This window comes from Terrabacter ginsenosidimutans (assembly GCF_039539425.1).
Classification (GTDB): domain Bacteria; phylum Actinomycetota; class Actinomycetes; order Actinomycetales; family Dermatophilaceae; genus Terrabacter; species Terrabacter ginsenosidimutans.
Genome location: NZ_BAABDC010000008.1, coordinates 115770 through 130787 on the forward strand (window position 1 = coordinate 115770; position 15018 = coordinate 130787).

General features: G+C 71.6%; 16 protein-coding genes and 1 rRNA gene. 10 read left to right on the forward strand and 7 right to left on the reverse strand.

The genetic code is table 11. The features are described 5' to 3' along the window. Positions 1-47: 47 nt before the first annotated feature. Positions 48-1832, forward strand: coding sequence for an acetyl/propionyl/methylcrotonyl-CoA carboxylase subunit alpha (locus ABD831_RS19135; protein ID WP_344950503.1), 1785 nt, complete (start codon positions 48-50; stop codon positions 1830-1832). A gap of 118 nt (positions 1833-1950) precedes the next feature. Here ABD831_RS19135 and ABD831_RS19140 read toward each other — a convergent pair whose 3' ends face one another. After that, positions 1951-2481 carry an antitoxin gene (locus tag ABD831_RS19140; RefSeq protein WP_344950506.1) on the reverse strand — a complete coding sequence of 177 codons (531 nt, stop codon included), beginning with the start codon at positions 2479-2481 and terminating at the stop codon, positions 1951-1953. 120 nt (positions 2482-2601) lie between these two features. Here ABD831_RS19140 and ABD831_RS19145 point away from each other — a divergent pair, with 120 nt between their 5' ends. Then, entirely contained in the window at positions 2602-2820 is a 219-nt protein-coding gene (locus ABD831_RS19145; protein ID WP_344950509.1) for a hypothetical protein, read from the forward strand. A 51-nt stretch (positions 2821-2871) separates the two neighbouring features. Here ABD831_RS19145 and ABD831_RS19150 read toward each other — a convergent pair whose 3' ends face one another. Both ABD831_RS19150 and ABD831_RS19155 read right to left on the reverse strand, forming a co-directional pair. Then, positions 2872-4275 carry an NAD(P)H-quinone dehydrogenase gene (locus ABD831_RS19150; protein WP_344950512.1) on the reverse strand — a complete coding sequence of 468 codons (1404 nt, stop codon included), beginning with the start codon at positions 4273-4275 and terminating at the stop codon, positions 2872-2874. 64 nt (positions 4276-4339) lie between these two features. Then, positions 4340-4516 (reverse strand): hypothetical protein, encoded by a 177-nt coding sequence (locus ABD831_RS19155; RefSeq protein WP_344950515.1) that lies wholly within the window; start codon positions 4514-4516, stop codon positions 4340-4342. A 105-nt stretch (positions 4517-4621) separates the two neighbouring features. Between ABD831_RS19155 and ABD831_RS19160 the strand changes: the two genes are divergently transcribed. From ABD831_RS19160 to ABD831_RS19170, 3 genes are read left to right on the forward strand one after another with little or no spacing between them, the layout of a single operon-like run. Continuing rightward, the gene (locus ABD831_RS19160; protein ID WP_344950518.1) at positions 4622-5233 is read left to right on the forward strand and encodes a TetR/AcrR family transcriptional regulator; all 612 of its coding nucleotides are present in this window, start codon (positions 4622-4624) and stop codon (positions 5231-5233) included. Positions 5234-5284: 51 nt separating this feature from the next. Continuing rightward, positions 5285-6118, forward strand: a complete 834-nt coding sequence (locus tag ABD831_RS19165) for a purine-nucleoside phosphorylase (RefSeq protein ID WP_142179791.1) — start codon at positions 5285-5287, stop codon at positions 6116-6118. Next, entirely contained in the window at positions 6118-7803 is a 1686-nt protein-coding gene (locus ABD831_RS19170) for a phospho-sugar mutase (RefSeq protein ID WP_344950524.1), read from the forward strand. The genes ABD831_RS19165 and ABD831_RS19170 overlap by 1 nt, the downstream gene beginning before the upstream one ends. Positions 7804-7807: 4 nt before the next feature. Here ABD831_RS19170 and ABD831_RS19175 read toward each other — a convergent pair whose 3' ends face one another. Next, positions 7808-8461 carry a PH domain-containing protein gene (locus ABD831_RS19175; protein ID WP_344950527.1) on the reverse strand — a complete coding sequence of 218 codons (654 nt, stop codon included), beginning with the start codon at positions 8459-8461 and terminating at the stop codon, positions 7808-7810. 55 nt (positions 8462-8516) lie between these two features. On the opposite strand from ABD831_RS19175, the gene deoC reads away from it, so the two are divergent. The 5 genes from deoC to ABD831_RS19200 are packed head-to-tail and all read left to right on the forward strand — an operon-like array spanning position 8517 to position 13253. Continuing rightward, positions 8517-9503, forward strand: a complete 987-nt coding sequence (deoC, locus tag ABD831_RS19180; protein ID WP_425582855.1) for a deoxyribose-phosphate aldolase — start codon at positions 8517-8519, stop codon at positions 9501-9503. A gap of 52 nt (positions 9504-9555) precedes the next feature. Then, on the forward strand, positions 9556-11028 hold the full coding sequence (locus ABD831_RS19185) for an aldehyde dehydrogenase family protein (RefSeq protein WP_344950530.1): 1473 nt from the start codon (positions 9556-9558) through the stop codon (positions 11026-11028). Beyond that, positions 11025-11912, forward strand: a complete 888-nt coding sequence (locus ABD831_RS19190) for an aldehyde dehydrogenase family protein (RefSeq protein WP_344950533.1) — start codon at positions 11025-11027, stop codon at positions 11910-11912. The genes ABD831_RS19185 and ABD831_RS19190 overlap by 4 nt, the downstream gene beginning before the upstream one ends. A 4-nt stretch (positions 11913-11916) precedes the next feature. Next, entirely contained in the window at positions 11917-12567 is a 651-nt protein-coding gene (locus ABD831_RS19195) for a uridine kinase family protein (RefSeq protein WP_344950536.1), read from the forward strand. Next, entirely contained in the window at positions 12564-13253 is a 690-nt protein-coding gene (locus ABD831_RS19200; protein ID WP_344950539.1) for an aspartate/glutamate racemase family protein, read from the forward strand. The genes ABD831_RS19195 and ABD831_RS19200 overlap by 4 nt, the downstream gene beginning before the upstream one ends. Before the next feature lie 12 nt (positions 13254-13265). Here ABD831_RS19200 and ABD831_RS19205 read toward each other — a convergent pair whose 3' ends face one another. The 3 genes from ABD831_RS19205 to rrf all read right to left on the reverse strand — a co-directional run bounded on the left by ABD831_RS19205 (position 13266) and on the right by rrf (position 15015). Next, positions 13266-14423, reverse strand: coding sequence for an adenosine deaminase (locus tag ABD831_RS19205; RefSeq protein WP_344950542.1), 1158 nt, complete (start codon positions 14421-14423; stop codon positions 13266-13268). Further along, positions 14420-14818: a cupin domain-containing protein gene (locus ABD831_RS19210; protein WP_344950545.1), complete on the reverse strand. Its 399-nt coding sequence runs from the start codon at positions 14816-14818 to the stop codon at positions 14420-14422. The genes ABD831_RS19205 and ABD831_RS19210 overlap by 4 nt, the downstream gene beginning before the upstream one ends. 80 nt (positions 14819-14898) lie before the next feature. After that, positions 14899-15015, reverse strand: a 5S ribosomal RNA gene (rrf, locus tag ABD831_RS19215). Positions 15016-15018 lie beyond the last annotated feature (3 nt).

Genomic DNA, 15018 nt, shown 5'->3' on the forward strand with positions numbered 1-15018 from the left:
GCGAGGACGCCGAATCGACGCGGTGTCAGCCCGATAGAGTCCGAGCCATGGCATCCATCAGCAAGGTCCTGATCGCAAACCGTGGTGAGATCGCCGTCCGCATCGCGCGGGCGTGCACGGACAGCGGGATCGCCTCGGTCGCGGTTTATGCCGAGCCCGACCGGGATGCCCTGCACGTCAAGGTCGCCGACGAGGCCTACGCCCTCGGTGGATCCACCCCGGGCGAGAGCTACCTCGTCCAGGAGAAGCTGCTCGACATCGCGCGCCAGGCAGGCGCCGACGCCGTCCACCCCGGCTACGGCTTCCTGGCCGAGAACGCGTCGTTCGCCCAGGCCGTCATCGACGCAGGTCTCATCTGGATCGGCCCCGGCCCGGAGGCGATCGACTCCCTCGGCGACAAGGTCAAGGCGCGCCACATCGCGACGAAGGCCGGCGCCCCGCTCGTGCCCGGCACGAAGGACCCGGTCTCCGGCGCCGACGAGGTGGTGGAGTTCGCGAAGGAGCACGGCCTCCCGGTGGCGATCAAGGCGGCATACGGCGGCGGTGGCCGAGGCCTCAAGGTGGCGCGCGCGATGGAGGAGATCCACGACCTCTACGACTCGGCCGTGCGCGAGGCCGTGACCGCCTTCGGGCGTGGCGAGTGCTTCGTCGAGCGCTTCCTCGACCACCCGCGCCACGTCGAGACCCAGTGCCTGGCCGACCAGCACGGCAACGTCGTCGTCGTCTCGACGCGCGACTGCTCGCTCCAGCGCCGCAACCAGAAGCTCGTCGAGGAGGCCCCCGCGCCGTTCCTCACCGAGGAGCAGCACACCGAGCTGTTGCGCGCGAGCAAGGCCATCCTCAAGGAGGCCGGCTACGTCGGCGCCGGCACGTGCGAGTTCCTCGTGGGACCAGCCGGCGACATCAGCTTCCTCGAGGTCAACACGCGCCTGCAGGTCGAGCACCCCGTGACCGAGGAGGTCACGGGCATCGACCTCGTGCGCGAGCAGTTCCGCATCGCCAACGGCGAGGCGCTCGACTACGGCGACCCCGAGCCCCACGCGCACTCCATCGAGTTCAGGATCAACGGCGAGGACGCGGGCCGCGGCTTCCTCCCTGCACCGGGCACGGTGAGCCGCATGGTCGTGCCGCAGGGCCCGGGCGTGCGCTGGGACGCCGGCATCGTCGAGGGCGACACCGTCGCAGGGGCGTTCGACTCGATGATCGCCAAGCTCGTCATCACCGGCCGCACCCGCGAGCAGGCGATCGACCGGGCGCGCCGAGCCCTGGCGGAGCTGGTCATCGAGGGCATGCCGACCGTCGTCCCGTTCCACCGGGCGGTCGTCTCCGACCCCGCCTTCGCCCCGACCGACGGCGCCCCCTTCACGATCCACACCCGATGGATCGAGACGGAGTTCGACAACACGATCGAGGCGTATGCCGGTGGGTCGGCCGACGCCGAGGAGGCCGAGGAGCGCCAGACCGTCGTCGTCGAGGTCGGCGGCAAGCGCCTCGAGGTCTCGCTCCCCGGCGGGCTCTCGCTCGGTGGCGGCAGCGGCGGCGTGGCGGCGAAGAAGAAGGCACCCAAGCGGTCCGGTGGCGGCAAGTCCGGGGGCGCCGCCTCGGGCGACTCGCTGACAGCCCCGATGCAGGGCACCATCGTCAAGATCGCCGTCGAGGAGGGCGCGACCGTCGCAGCGGGCGACCTCGTCATCGTCCTCGAGGCGATGAAGATGGAGCAGCCCATCACGGCCCACAAGGCCGGTGTCGTGTCTGGTCTCACGGCCACGGTCGGCGAGACCGTCACGTCCGGTGCAGTGCTCGCCGAGATCAAGGACGCCGCCGAGGGCTGACCCCGAGCGGCACGGAGCACCCCAGACCCGCGAAAGGGCCGACCCGCCGTGTGGCGGGTCGGCCCTTCGTGTGTGTTCGCCGGCCCGGTCGGGCCGGGTCGTCTCTGGTCAGCCCCGGTCAGCCCTGCCGGGGCGGCGGGTCACCGAGCGTGATGTCACCCTCGCCCGAGCCGGGCAGGTTCGGGTCGGGGACGCCGGGAAGGCCCTGCTCTCCGCTGGGCTCGCCGGTCGGCGGGATCTCCGACGGGCCGGGCCCACCGGGCAGGTGCGGGTCGACGGGTGCGGGGTCGGTGGGGTCGACCGGTGGCATCGGTTCGACGGGGCCGGGCCCGGGCTCCGGGGTCGGGACCGGCTCGGGGGTGGGAGCCGGCGCCGGGCTCGGGACGGGCTCCGGCGTGGCCGGCGGCCGCGGAGTGCCCGGCGGCGCAGGCGTGGCCGGGGGCTCCGGGGTGTCCGGCGGCAGCGTGCCGTCGGCGTCGGGCGGCAGGCCGAGTGTCTCCTTCACCTTGTCACTGCCCTGGTCGAGCTGGTCGGCGTACTTGCCGCCGGTGCGCTCGTTGATGAGCTCCTCGGCCTTGTCGAGACCCTGCTGGGCCTGGTCGGGGTGACCCTTGACGAAGTCCTTGGCCTTCTGGATCCAGTCGCTCACTGCGCGTGCCTCCACGGTCCGAGCTGCTCGGGGAACGCCGGTCGACGGCGCGGCCGACGACCCCGACGTGACGACGTCGCCGCCACGTCCCCGACGCTACGCCTCTGGCACACTGCTCATGTGCTTGCGACCCTCCCGACCGCGACGAACGACCAGCCGCTCATCTCGGTGACGAACCTCGTCATCCTCATCATCGTGGCCGCAGTGTTCTACCCGCTCCAGAAGAAGATCCGCGACACGGTGTCCCGGCGTCGTCGCGAGCGCTGGGCCGAGGAGGAAGGGGCCACCGAACACGACCTCGACGACCGCGACCGTCCCTCCGGAGACTCCCAGCCCTGACCCGCGTGACCTGCCTGGCCGGGCACCGACGGCGTATGCCGTCCAGTCGGGTCAGTCGGACTGGTGGAGCTGGCGCGCTGCCTCGGCGATCGAGCCCGAGAGCGACGGGTAGACCGTGATCGTGCTCGACACCTGGTCGACGCTGAGCCGATTCTGCACCGCGAGCGCGACGGGGTAGATCAGCTCGGAGGCCTTGGGCGCGACCACGACCCCACCCAGGACCGTGCCGTAGCCCTTCCGGCAGAAGAGCTTGACGAAGCCGTCGTTGATCCCCTGCATCTTGGCGCGTGGGTTGCGGGCCAACGGCAGGGTCACGGACTCGACCTCGGGCGACTCGTCGGCCGCGTTCTGGCTGATGCCGACCGTGGCGATCTCCGGCTCGGTGAAGATGTTGGCGGCGACCCCGCGCACGTTGAGGGGTGCCACGGCGTCACCGAGCGCGTGCCACATGGCGATGCGTCCCTGCATGGCGGCCACGGACGCGAGGGGCAGCACGCCGGTGCAGTCGCCGGCCGCGTAGACCCCGCCGACGCTGGTGCGCGAGACCCGGTCGACCTGGACGTGGCCCGAGGGGCTGAGCTCGACGCCCGCCTCCTCGAGACCCAGGCCTGCCGTGTTGGGCACCGACCCCACGGCGAGCAGGGCGTGCGAGCCTTCGACGGTGCGGCCGTCCACGAGCGTGACGACGACACCGTCGGCAGTGCGCTCGACCGACGCGGCCCGGGACTTGTTCAGCACCTCCATGCCGCGCTTGCGGAAGACGTCCTCGATCACGGTGGCGGCGTCGGCGTCCTCACCGGGCAGCACCCGGTCCCGGGAGGAGACGAGCACGACCTGCGAGCCGAGGCCGAGGTAGGCCTGTGCGAGCTCGGCGCCGGTGACACCCGACCCGATGACGATGATGCGGTCGGGCAGCTCGTCGAGGGAGTAGATCTGCTGCCAGGTGAGGATGCGCTCGCCGTCGGGCCGCATCGTGTCCATGACCCGGGGGGATGCACCGGTGGCGACGAGGACGACGTCGGCGGGCAGCTCCCGCGTGGTGCCGTCGGCCAGCTCGGCGACGACGCGCTCACGGCCGGAGATCCGGGCCGTGCCGCGCAGCACCGTGACGCCGACCTGCTCCAGGCTGCCCTGGACGTCGGCGCTCTGGGCGGCGGCGAGCTCGAGGATGCGGCCGTTGACGGTGTGCGCCTGCGCGACGGCATCGGACACCTCGTCGCCGTCGTCGTCCTGCAGTCGCACTCCCAGGTGCGAGGCCGTCTGGAAGTCGGACATGTAGTCCGCGGTGGCGATGAGAGCCTTGCTCGGCACGCAGTCGGTGAGCACGGCGGCGCCGCCCAGGCCGTCCTTCTCGACGACGGTGACCCGGGCGCCGAGCTGGGCGGCGACGAGGGCCGCCTCATAGCCTCCGGGGCCGCCGCCGATGATGACAACGGTTGTCTCGCGCGTGATCACGGGACCATCCAACCATCCTCCGAGCAGGCGACCGACCGCTCGCGGGGTGAGCGCGGCCGGTGGCTCAGTGGCCGAGGGCGAGGGTGCGGTAGTACGGCAGCAGGGCCGCGCCGGAGTGTCGCCGCGCGGAACGGTTGCGCACGAGGAAGGCGCCTGCGGCACCGACGACGAGCAGGACGGCGAGGCTCGCGAGGGCGAAGAAGACGGTGACGAACGGCGTGATGCCGGTGAGGATCTGCATGGGTCGACCTCCTGATCGGGTTTCTACATCTGTAGAATCTACATCTGTAGAACGTCCCCGGGCAGACACACCATTCCCCGCTACCCTCGGTGTGACCACCCGCACATGCGCGACACGAGGACGCCCGTGCCCCAGAACGCCGCCACCTCCCCCCGCCGCCGCCAGCTGCTCGAGGCCGCGGTGTCGGTCGTCGCGGCCGGCGGGATGCGCGGACTCACGCACCGGGCCGTCGACGCACGGGCAGGCCTCCCGGCCGGCACCTGCTCGGCCTACCTGCGCACGCGAGCCGCTCTCGTGCAGGCCCTCGCCGCCCACGTCGCGGCGGGGCTCACCGAGGACGTCGAGGCCCTGGGCCGCCGGCTCGCCTCCGGTCCGGGAGACCCGGCCCGGGCCACTGCCCAGATCTCCGACCTCTTCGTCGGCTGGCTGCGGGACCGCGACGTCGTCGTGACCCGCCTCGAGCTGACTCTCGAGGCCGCTCGGGACGACGAGCTCGCTGCCGTGTTCACGCAGTGGCGCGAGCGGTTGCTCGACGTCGTGGAGGAGGTCGTGGCCCGGACGCGCGAGGTCGGCGCGCGCCCCCATGCCGAGGCCGTCGTGGCCGCCCTCGAGGGTGTCCTCCTCGCGGCACTGGCCCGCCCCGCCCGAGGTCGCCGCGCCTTCGTCTCGCGGACCGTCGACGCCGTGCTCACCGCGTTCGCCGCTGGTCCGCGCTGAGCATCCGGGGACCGGTACCTGCACCGCCACGTCCTCGCTAGAGTCCTGACCGTGACCCGCACCCACCGAGATCTCAGCGACCCCTCCACAGACCCCTTCGACGTCGCGGCCGACGCCGCCGCCGTCATCGCCGAGCGCACCGGCGTCGACCACCACGACGTGGCGCTCGTGCTCGGCTCGGGCTGGGGCCAGACGGCCGACCTCATCGGCGAGACGCTGGCCACCGTCGACAACGCCGACGTGCCCGGCTTCCACGCCGCCGCCGTCGCCGGGCACTCCGGCAGCATGCGCTCGGTCGCGATCGGCGACACCGGACGCCGGGCGCTCGTCTTCGGCACGCGCACCCACTTCTACGAAGGTCGCGGTGTGCGCGCTGTCGTCCACGGCGTGCGCACGGCCAAGGCCGCCGGCTGCTCCACCATCGTGCTCACCAACGGGTGCGGCGGGCTCAACCCGGCGTGGGCCCCCGGCACCCCGGTCCTGATCCGCGACCACATCAACCTGACCGCGCACTCCCCCATCGAGGGCGCGAACTTCGTCGACCTCACCGACCTCTACACGCCGCGCCTGCGCGACCTCGCGCGCGAGGTCGATCCCGAGCTCGACGAGGGCGTCTACGTCCAGTTCCGCGGGCCGCACTACGAGACGCCGGCCGAGGTGCGGATGGCCAAGGTCATCGGAGGCGACCTCGTCGGGATGTCGACGAGCCTCGAGGCCATCGCGGCACGGCAGGCCGGTCTCGACGTGCTCGGCATCTCGCTCGTGACCAACCTGGCCGCCGGCATCTCGGACCAGCCGCTGAGCCATGCCGAGGTGCTCGAGGCCGGTCAGGCCGCCGCCGAGCGCTGCGGCCGGCTCCTCGCCGACGTCGTGGGTCGCCTCTGATGGCCACCGTCGGCAGCACCGAGTCGCTGTACGCCGCCGCGCGGGCCTGGCGTGACGACGACCCCGATCCCACGACCCGCGCCGAGCTCGACGCCGTCATCACTCGCGCCTCGGGCGGCGACGAGGCCGCAGCCGCCGACCTCGCCGACCGCATGTCCGGCCTGCTCGAGTTCGGCACGGCCGGGCTGCGGGGCGCGCTCGGCGCCGGGCCGAACCGGATGAACCGCAGCGTCGTCATCCGCGCGGCAGCCGGCCTCACGGCATACCTCAAGGACGAAGGACGGGCGGGCGAGGCCCCGACGGTCGTCATCGGCTACGACGCGCGCTACAACTCCGACGTCTTCGCCCGGGACACCGCGGCGGTGGTCGTGGCCGCCGGCGGGAGGGCGCTGCTGCTCCCCCAGCCGCTGCCGACGCCCGTGCTCGCCTTCGCGATCCGTCACCTCGGCGCCGACGCCGGCGTCATGGTCACCGCGAGCCACAACCCCCCGCAGGACAACGGCTACAAGGTCTACCTCGGGGACGGCAGCCAGATCGTGCCGCCGGCCGACGCCCAGATCGCCGCGCACATCGCCGACGTCGAGCGGGTGGCCGACGTGCCGCGCGCCGGCGAGGGATGGGAGACGCTAGGCGACAACCTCCTCGAGCACTACGTCGACGCGGTGGTCACCGTCCTCGACCCCGCCTCGCCCCGTGAGCTGCGCACCGTCCACACGAGCCTGCACGGCGTCGGTCACGCCACGGTGCACACCGCCTTCGTCCAAGCGGGCTTCCCGGCTCCGGTCGTCGTCGACGAGCAGGCGGTGCCCGACCCCGACTTCCCGACCGTGGCCTTCCCCAACCCCGAGGAGAAGGGCGCGATCGACCTCGCCCTCGCCCGGGCTCGCGCGGTCGGGTGCGACCTCGTCATCGCCAACGACCCGGACGCCGACCGGTGTGCAGCAGCCGTGCTCGACCCGGCTCTCGGGGACTGGCGGATGCTGCGCGGCGACGAGGTGGGCGCGCTGCTCGGAACCCACATCGTGCGACGTGGCGTCTCACGGCGCGAGGTCTTCGCCAACTCGATCGTGTCGTCGCGGCTGCTCGCGTCGATCGCCAAGGCGGCTGGGCTGCGCCACGCGGAGACCCTGACCGGCTTCAAGTGGATCTCTCGGGTCGACCGCCTGCGCTACGGCTACGAGGAGGCGCTCGGCTACTGCGTGGCGCCGCAGATCGTCCGTGACAAGGACGGCGTCAGCGCCGCCCTGCTGCTCGCCGAGCTCGCGGCCACCCTCAAGGCCGAGGGGCGCACCCTCACCGACCTGCTCGACGACCTCGCCGTCGAGCACGGCGTGCATGCGACCGACTCGTTCTCCGTGCGGGTCACCGACCTCGCCCAGATCGACATCCTGATGGGGCGCCTGCGGGCCGAGGCACCGACGACGGTGGCCGGCGTCGACGTCGCGCGCATCGACGACCTCGGCAAGGGCGACGGCGGGCTGCCCCCGACCGAGGGCCTGCGCTACCACCTGGCCGACCGCTCCCGGGCCATCGTGCGGCCGAGCGGCACCGAGCCGAAGGTCAAGGTCTACCTGGAGGTCATCGAGCCGGTGGCGAGCGCAGCCAGGCTCGGGGAGTCACGCGCTGTGGCCGAGACCCGCCTCGCCCGGGTCCGTTCCGCGTTCGAGGACCTGACCTCACTCTGACGCGTCAGACGACGAAGGTCCCGATGACGAAGAAGGCGGTCGCCGCCAGCAACAGTCCGACCGACACCGGGTCCCAGGCCTGGTGCGCGATGCGCGGGGTGCGACCGTCCTTGCGCTTGCGGTCCGCGGCCATGCGCTCCTCGACCTCCGCGGCGACCATCTGGGCCTCGACCTTGGGCTTCGGTGGTGCCACGGGGACGGTCTGGCCGCGGACCTTGTTGGCCCCGACGGACAGCATCCCCCGCCCGTACCTCGGGCGGCCCGGGTCGGCAGGGACGCCCCAGGCGGTGTAGCGCCGGCCACCGACGGTCAGCTCGAGCGCCCACCGCGAGCGCACCTCGGAGATCACCGGCCACGTCACGTCGACCACCCGCAGCGGGTTGACGAGCCGGATCCCTTCGGCATGGATCACCACGCAGGGGCGCACGACGAAGAGCCACAGCAGCACGAGGGCGAGCACGACGGTCGAGATGAGGGTCCAGCTGCGGGGCGGGGTCAGCAGCCCCGGCACGAGCAGGGCGAGGCCGGACACGGCACCGACGACCCCCACGGCGATGGACGATCCCGGTCGCAACGTCCGTGCGTCGCGGAACCCGGTCCGGCCCCCGATCTGCTCTTTCGGGTCGGGGACGGGCGGCTGCGGCACTTCGGGACTCACGGACAGACTCTCTCACGCGTCACTGGTCGTCTCGACAGGTGGATAGACTCCGGTGGTGACAGTTAGCACCACGACGCGCACCGCGCAGGACCTCACCGCGCAGGCGCGGGACGTCCTGGGGGTGTCACGCCTGACGAACCATGCCCTCACCTCCTGGCTGCACGGCCTGCCGGGGGTCGACCAGGTCGGCTGCGAGGCGCGTGCCGCTGGGCTCGCCACCCGTTCGGTCAAGACGACGAGCAAGGCCTGGGCCATCGACACCGCGATCGGGATGATCGACCTGACGACCCTCGAGGGCTCCGACACGGTCGGCAAGGTCCGGTCGCTCTGCGCCAAGGCGCTCGTCCCCGACGCCCTCGACCCGACGACGCCGCGGCCTGCCGCGATCTGCGTCTACGGCGACATGGTCGCGACCGCCAAGCAGGCCCTGGGCGACAGCGGCATCCACGTCGCCGCGGTCGCGACGGCCTTCCCGTCGGGCCGCGCCAGCATGGCGGTCAAGCTCGCCGACACCCGTGACGCGGTAGAGGCCGGCGCCGACGAGATCGACATGGTCATCGACCGGGGTGCGTTCCTCTCGGGAGACCACCTCACGGTCTTCAACCAGATCGCCGAGGTGAAGGCCGCCTGCGGCACCGCCCACCTCAAGGTCATCATGGAGACCGGTGAGCTCGTCACCTACGACAACGTCCGACGCGCGTCCTACCTCTCGATGCTGGCGGGCGCCGACTTCATCAAGACGTCCACCGGCAAGGTCCAGCCCGCTGCCACCTTGCCCGTCACCCTGATCATGCTCGAGGCCGTGCGGGACTGGCGCGAGCTCACGGGCAGCCAGGTCGGCGTCAAGCCGGCCGGGGGCATCAAGACCACCAAGGACGCCATCAAGTACCTCGTCATGGTCAACGAGGTCGCCGGCGACGACTGGCTCTCGCCCGAGTGGTTCCGCTTCGGCGCCTCGAGCCTGCTCAACGACCTCATCCTGCAGCGCCAGAAGCTCGCCACGGGTGCCTACTCCGGCGCCGACTACGTGACGATCGACTGACCGACCACACTCTCCAGCGGCTGACACCACAGCGCCCACGAAAGACATCCTGATGCCGAAGTTCGAGTACGCCCCAGCGCCCGAGTCGCGCGCCATCGTCACGATCGAGAAGTCCTACGGCCTCTTCATCGACGGCGGCTTCACGCGCCCCAAGGCGACCTTCCCGACGATCAACCCCGCGGACGAGACGGTCCTCGCCGAGGTGAGCCAGGCCGGTCCCAAGGACGTCGACAAGGCCGTCGCCGCTGCGCGCCGCGCCTACGACGGCGTCTGGGGCCGGATGAGCGGCGCCGAGCGCGGCAAGTACCTCTTCCGCATCGCCCGCATCCTGCAGGAGCGCGCCCGCGAGTTCGCCGTGCTCGAGTCTCTCGACAACGGCAAGCCGATCAAGGAGACGCGCGACTTCGACGTCCCGACGGCTGCCGCGCACTTCTTCTACCACGCGGGCTGGGCCGACAAGCTCGAGTATGCCGGCCTCTCCACTCCCGGGAGCGCCCCCGGTCGCGCGCACGGTGTCGTCGGGCAGATCATCCCGTGGAACTTCCCGCTGCTCATGCTCGCGTGGAAGGTCGCGCCGGCGCTGGCCACGGGCAACACCGTGGTGCTCAAGCCCGCCGAGACCACCCCGCTCAGTGCTCTGCTCTTCGCCGAGGTCTGCCAGCAGGCCGAGCTGCCCGCCGGCGTCGTCAACATCGTCACCGGCGACGGACGCACGGGCCAGGCCCTCGTCGAGCACCCGGACGTCGACAAGATCGCCTTCACGGGCTCGACCGAGGTGGGCAAGACCATCGCCCGGTCGATCGCCGGCACCGCCAAGAAGGCCACCCTCGAGCTCGGCGGCAAGGCGGCGAACATCATCTTCGACGACGCCCCGATCGAGCAGGCCGTCGAGGGCATCGTCGGTGGCATCTTCTTCAACCAGGGGCAGGTCTGCTGCGCCGGGTCGCGTCTGCTCGTGCAGGAGAACGTCCACGACCAGGTCATCGCCAAGCTCAAGCGCCGGCTCCAGACCCTCCGCGTCGGGGACCCGCTCGACAAGAACAGCGACCTCGGCGCGATCAACTCGCGCGAGCAGCTCGACCGCATCACGACCCTCGTCGACGCGGGGATCGCCGAGGGCGCCGAGCGCTGGAGCCCGGCCTGCACGCTGCCGACCAAGGGGTTCTGGTACCCGCCGACGCTGCTCACCGGCGTCTCGCAGACCCATCGGGTCGCGACGGAGGAGATCTTCGGCCCGGTCCTGACCGTCCTCACCTTCCGCACGCCCCAGGAGGCGGTCGCGAAGGCCAACAACACGGCATACGGCCTCTCGGCCGGCGTCTGGACCGAGAAGGGCTCACGCATCCTCTGGATGGCCGACCAGCTCAAGGCCGGCGTCGTCTGGGCCAACACGTTCAACCGCTTCGACCCCAGCTCGCCCTTCGGCGGGTACAAGGAGTCCGGGTACGGCCGTGAGGGCGGTCGTCACGGACTGGAGGCCTACGTGACCACTGCACCTGCCAGCCTGACGGGAGCCACGCGATGAGCCGCCTCGACGTGCGCAAGACCTACAAGCTCTACATCGGCGGGAAGTTCCCCCGCAGCGAGTCCGGACGCTCCTACGAGGTCGTCTCGGCCTCGGGGCAGTTCCTCGCCAACGCCTCGATGGGTTCACGCAAGGACGTCCGCGACGCGGTCGTCGCCGCGCGGGGCGCGTACTCGGGCTGGTCCGGAGCGACCGCGTTCAACCGCGGCCAGGTGCTCTACCGCGTGGCCGAGGTGCTCGAAGGGCGCCGGGCCCAGTTCGTCGACGAGATCGGTGCCAGCGAGGGCCTCACGGCCCGCGCGGCCTCGGCCGTCGTCGACGCCGCCGTCGACCGCGTCGTCTGGTATGCCGGGTGGACCGACAAGATCGCCCAGGTGCTGGGCAACCTCAACCCGGTGGCTGGCCCCTACTTCAACGTCTCGGCTCCCGAGCCGACCGGGGTCGTGGGCGTCCTTGCGCCGCAGGCCTCCTCACTCCTCGGGCTCGTCTCGGTCGTGGCCCCGGTCATCGCGACGGGCAACACGGCGGTCGTCGTCACGTCTGCCGACCGCCCGCTGCCGGCCATCACCCTGGGCGAGGTGTTCGCGACCTCCGACGTGCCCGGTGGAGTCGTCAACCTCATCACGGCGCGCACGGCCGAGGTCGCCTCGTGGCTCGCCTCCCACCGCGACGTCAACGCGATCGACCTGACCGGTGTCGCCGGCGCGGAGGGCGTCGACTGGGCCGCTCTCGAGGCCGCGGCTGCCGGCAACCTCAAGCGCGTCCTGCGCCCCACCGTCCAGGACGGCGCGCCCGTCGAGCCCGACTGGACCGAGGATCCGGGCCTGTCCCGCATCCGTGCCTTCGTCGAGACGAAGACCGTCTGGCACCCCAAGGGCCTCTGAGGCCGTGGGAGCACGGGAGGCGGCGCCCGGCGGCGGCAGTGCCGACCGCCGCCGGGTCATCCTCCTCACCGGACCGAGCGGCGCCGGCAAGAGCCGGCTCTCGGCACGGCTGGGCAACGCCCACGGGTGGCCCGTCGTGCGACTCGACGACTTCTACCGCGAGGCCAGCGACCCACGGTTGCCGCGCTCCCCGCTCGGGATCCCCGACTGGGACCACGCCGACTCATGGGATGCCGAGTCCGCGGTGGACGCCCTCCGCCGGCTTGTCGACGAGGGCAGGGTCGAGGTGCCGGTCTACGACATCGCAGCCTCAGCGGTGACGGGCCGACACGTGCTCGAAGCGCGTTCCACCGACTACGTCGTGGCCGAGGGCCTCTTCGCCGGGCGTCTGGTCCACGTTCTCCGCCGCGAGGAGCTGCTCGCCGAGGCGCTGTGCGTGCGGCAGAACCGGTCCCTGACCGCTCTGCGCCGCTTCGTCCGGGACCTGTCCGAGCGACGCAAGCCGCCGCACATCCTCCTGCGTCGCGGCTTCGCCCTGTGGCGCGACGAGCCCCACGTCGTGGCACAGGCAGAGGCCCACGGCGCACGCTGCCTCCACCCACGCCAGGCCGAGGCCGAGCTGGGCGCCCTGCTCCAGGCGGCCGGCGCCCCGTGAAGCTGGTCGGCCTGCTCGGCGGCATGAGCTGGGAGTCGAGCGCCGAGTACTACCGCCTCGCCAACGAGCTCGTGCGCGAGCGGGCCGGCGGACTCGCCTCTGCCCGGCTGCTGCTGCACTCGGTCGACTTCGCCGAGGTGGAGCGTCTCCAGGCCGAGGACCGCTGGGACGAGGCGGGGGCCCTGCTGGCCGAGGCTGCGACCGGGCTCGAGGCCGGTGGCGCGCAGCTGCTCGTCCTCTGCACCAACACGATGCACAAGGTGGCGCCTGCCATCGAGGCCGCTGTCTCGATCCCGCTGCTGCACATCGGTGACGTCACGGCAGCGGCGGTGCGTGCGGCGGGCCTCGAGCGCGTGGGACTGCTCGCCACCGGCTACACGATGGAGCAGGGCTTCCTGCGCGAGCGTCTCGCCGGCCACGGGCTGACGGTGCTGGTCCCTGACGCCGCCGACCGGGCTGTGGTGCACCGGGTCATCTACGACGAGCTGTGCCAGGGCATCGTGTCCGACGACTCGCGGCGGGCGTACCGGGAGGTGATCGGCCGACTCGTCGCCGCCGGAGCCGAGGGAATCATCCTCGGCTGCACGGAGATCGAGCTGCTCGTCGACCAGACCGACTCGGCCGTTCCGGTCTTCCCCACCACCAGGCTGCACGTCGAGGCCGCGATCACGGCGGCGCTCGAGTGACGAGCCGGTGCGTCAGCAGCCGAGGTCGGCGTAGCCCGGCTTGATGACGCCGTCGATGATCGCCAGCCGCTCGTCGAAGGGGATGAAGGCCGACTTCATCGCGTTGATCGTGACCCAGCGCAGGTCCTCGAGGCTCCAGCCGGCGTGGTCGCGCAGCAGCTCCGCCTCCCGGCTCATCGACGTGTCACTCATCAGGCGGTTGTCCGTGTTGAGGGTGACGCGGAACCGCAGCCGCCGCAGCAGGGTGATCGGGTGCAGGGCTATGGACGGGGCTGCCGAGGTCTGCAGGTTGCTGCTCGGACACATCTCGAGGGGAATGCGCTTGTCACGCACGTAGTCGGCAAGACGACCCAGGCGCACCCGGCCCAGCTCGAGCGAGGTCAGGGCTGTCGGGTCGTCCTTGTTGCCCTCGACCCAGTCGGCGAACGGCGACCCGTCGATGGTGATGTCGTCGACGATGCGCACCCCGTGACCCAGGCGGTCGGCACCGCACCACTGGATGGCCTCCCAGATGGAGGGCAGGCCGAACGCCTCCCCCGCGTGGATGGTGAAGTGGAAGTTCTCGCGGCGGAGGTACTCGAACGCGTCGAGGTGACGGGTGGGCGGGTAGCCCGCCTCTGCGCCGGCGATGTCGAATCCCGACACGCCCTGGTCGCGGTATCGGATCGCGAGCTCGGCGATCTCCGTGGACTTGGCGGCGTGGCGCATCGCCGTCAACAACGAGGTCACCCGGATCGTGTGTCCTGCCGCCAGGGCCCTGGCCTCACCGTCCCGAAGGCCGGCGTTGACGGCCTCGACGACGCCCTCGAGCGTCAGGCCACGGCTCAGGTGCTGCTCCGGGGCATAGCGGCTCTCGGCGTAGACGACCCCGTCAGCGGCGAGGTCCTGCGCGCACTCACTGGCGACGCGGAAGAGGCCCTCACGGGTCTGCATGACGGCGAGGGTGTGGTCGAAGGTCTCGAGGTAGCGCGGCAGCGAACCGGAGTCGGCGCTCTCACGGAACCAGGTGCGCAGTGCCCCGGCCTCGGTCTCGGGGAGCCCCTCGTAGCCGGCTTCGGTGGCGAGGTCGATGATCGTCTGCGGGCGCAGTCCACCGTCGAGGTGGTCGTGGAGCAGGACCTTGGGAGCCTGACGCACCTCGAGGTCGGTCATGGGCTCGGCGCCGCTCATGCGGTTGCGTCCTGCCCGTCACTGTCACCGTCATCATCCCGGTGGACGGTGTCGGGGCTGAAGGCGGGCAGGCAGACGGCGACGTACTCGGCTCCCTCGGGGCCGCAGGAGTAGCGGATGCGCTCTCCCCCGCGGGTGATGACCGACTGGCCGGCCCCCACCTCGAGGCTGCCCCCGCCGTGGTCGACGATGACCGTTCCGGCGAGGACGAGCGTGATCTCGTCGAACTCAGGCGTCTGGAACGGCTCGGACCAGCCGGCGGGCGCGACCATGCGCGCCACCGACACCGACGACTGCAGCCCCGCGTCGGGGGTGTTCACGGCCCCGACGTGCTCGTCGATGACCTTGCCGCCAGGAACCGGGATGCGCGTCGCGGAGGGGATGAGTTCAGGCACGAGCCCAGACTAGTGGACGCGAAAAGGGCATGGAAATGCGACAACCCCGCCGGTTTCCCGGCGGGGTTGTCTGAAAGTGTGTCCGGCTGCGTCCTACTCTCCCACACCGTCACCAGTGCAGTACCATCGGCGCTGAAGGGCTTAGCTTCCGGGTTCGGAATGGAGCCGGGCGTTTCCCCTTCGCTATGACAGCCGAAACT

Coding starts and splice junctions, on each gene's coding strand:
- ABD831_RS19170 (WP_344950524.1), top strand. CDS start 6,118: ATGGCCACCGTCGGCAGCACCGAGTCGCTGTACGCCGCCGCGCGGGCC.
- ABD831_RS19155 (WP_344950515.1), bottom strand. CDS start 4,516: ATGCAGATCCTCACCGGCATCACGCCGTTCGTCACCGTCTTCTTCGCC.
- ABD831_RS19205 (WP_344950542.1), bottom strand. CDS start 14,423: ATGAGCGGCGCCGAGCCCATGACCGACCTCGAGGTGCGTCAGGCTCCC.
- ABD831_RS19160 (WP_344950518.1), top strand. CDS start 4,622: ATGCGCGACACGAGGACGCCCGTGCCCCAGAACGCCGCCACCTCCCCC.
- ABD831_RS19190 (WP_344950533.1), top strand. CDS start 11,025: ATGAGCCGCCTCGACGTGCGCAAGACCTACAAGCTCTACATCGGCGGG.
- ABD831_RS19135 (WP_344950503.1), top strand. CDS start 48: ATGGCATCCATCAGCAAGGTCCTGATCGCAAACCGTGGTGAGATCGCC.
- ABD831_RS19185 (WP_344950530.1), top strand. CDS start 9,556: ATGCCGAAGTTCGAGTACGCCCCAGCGCCCGAGTCGCGCGCCATCGTC.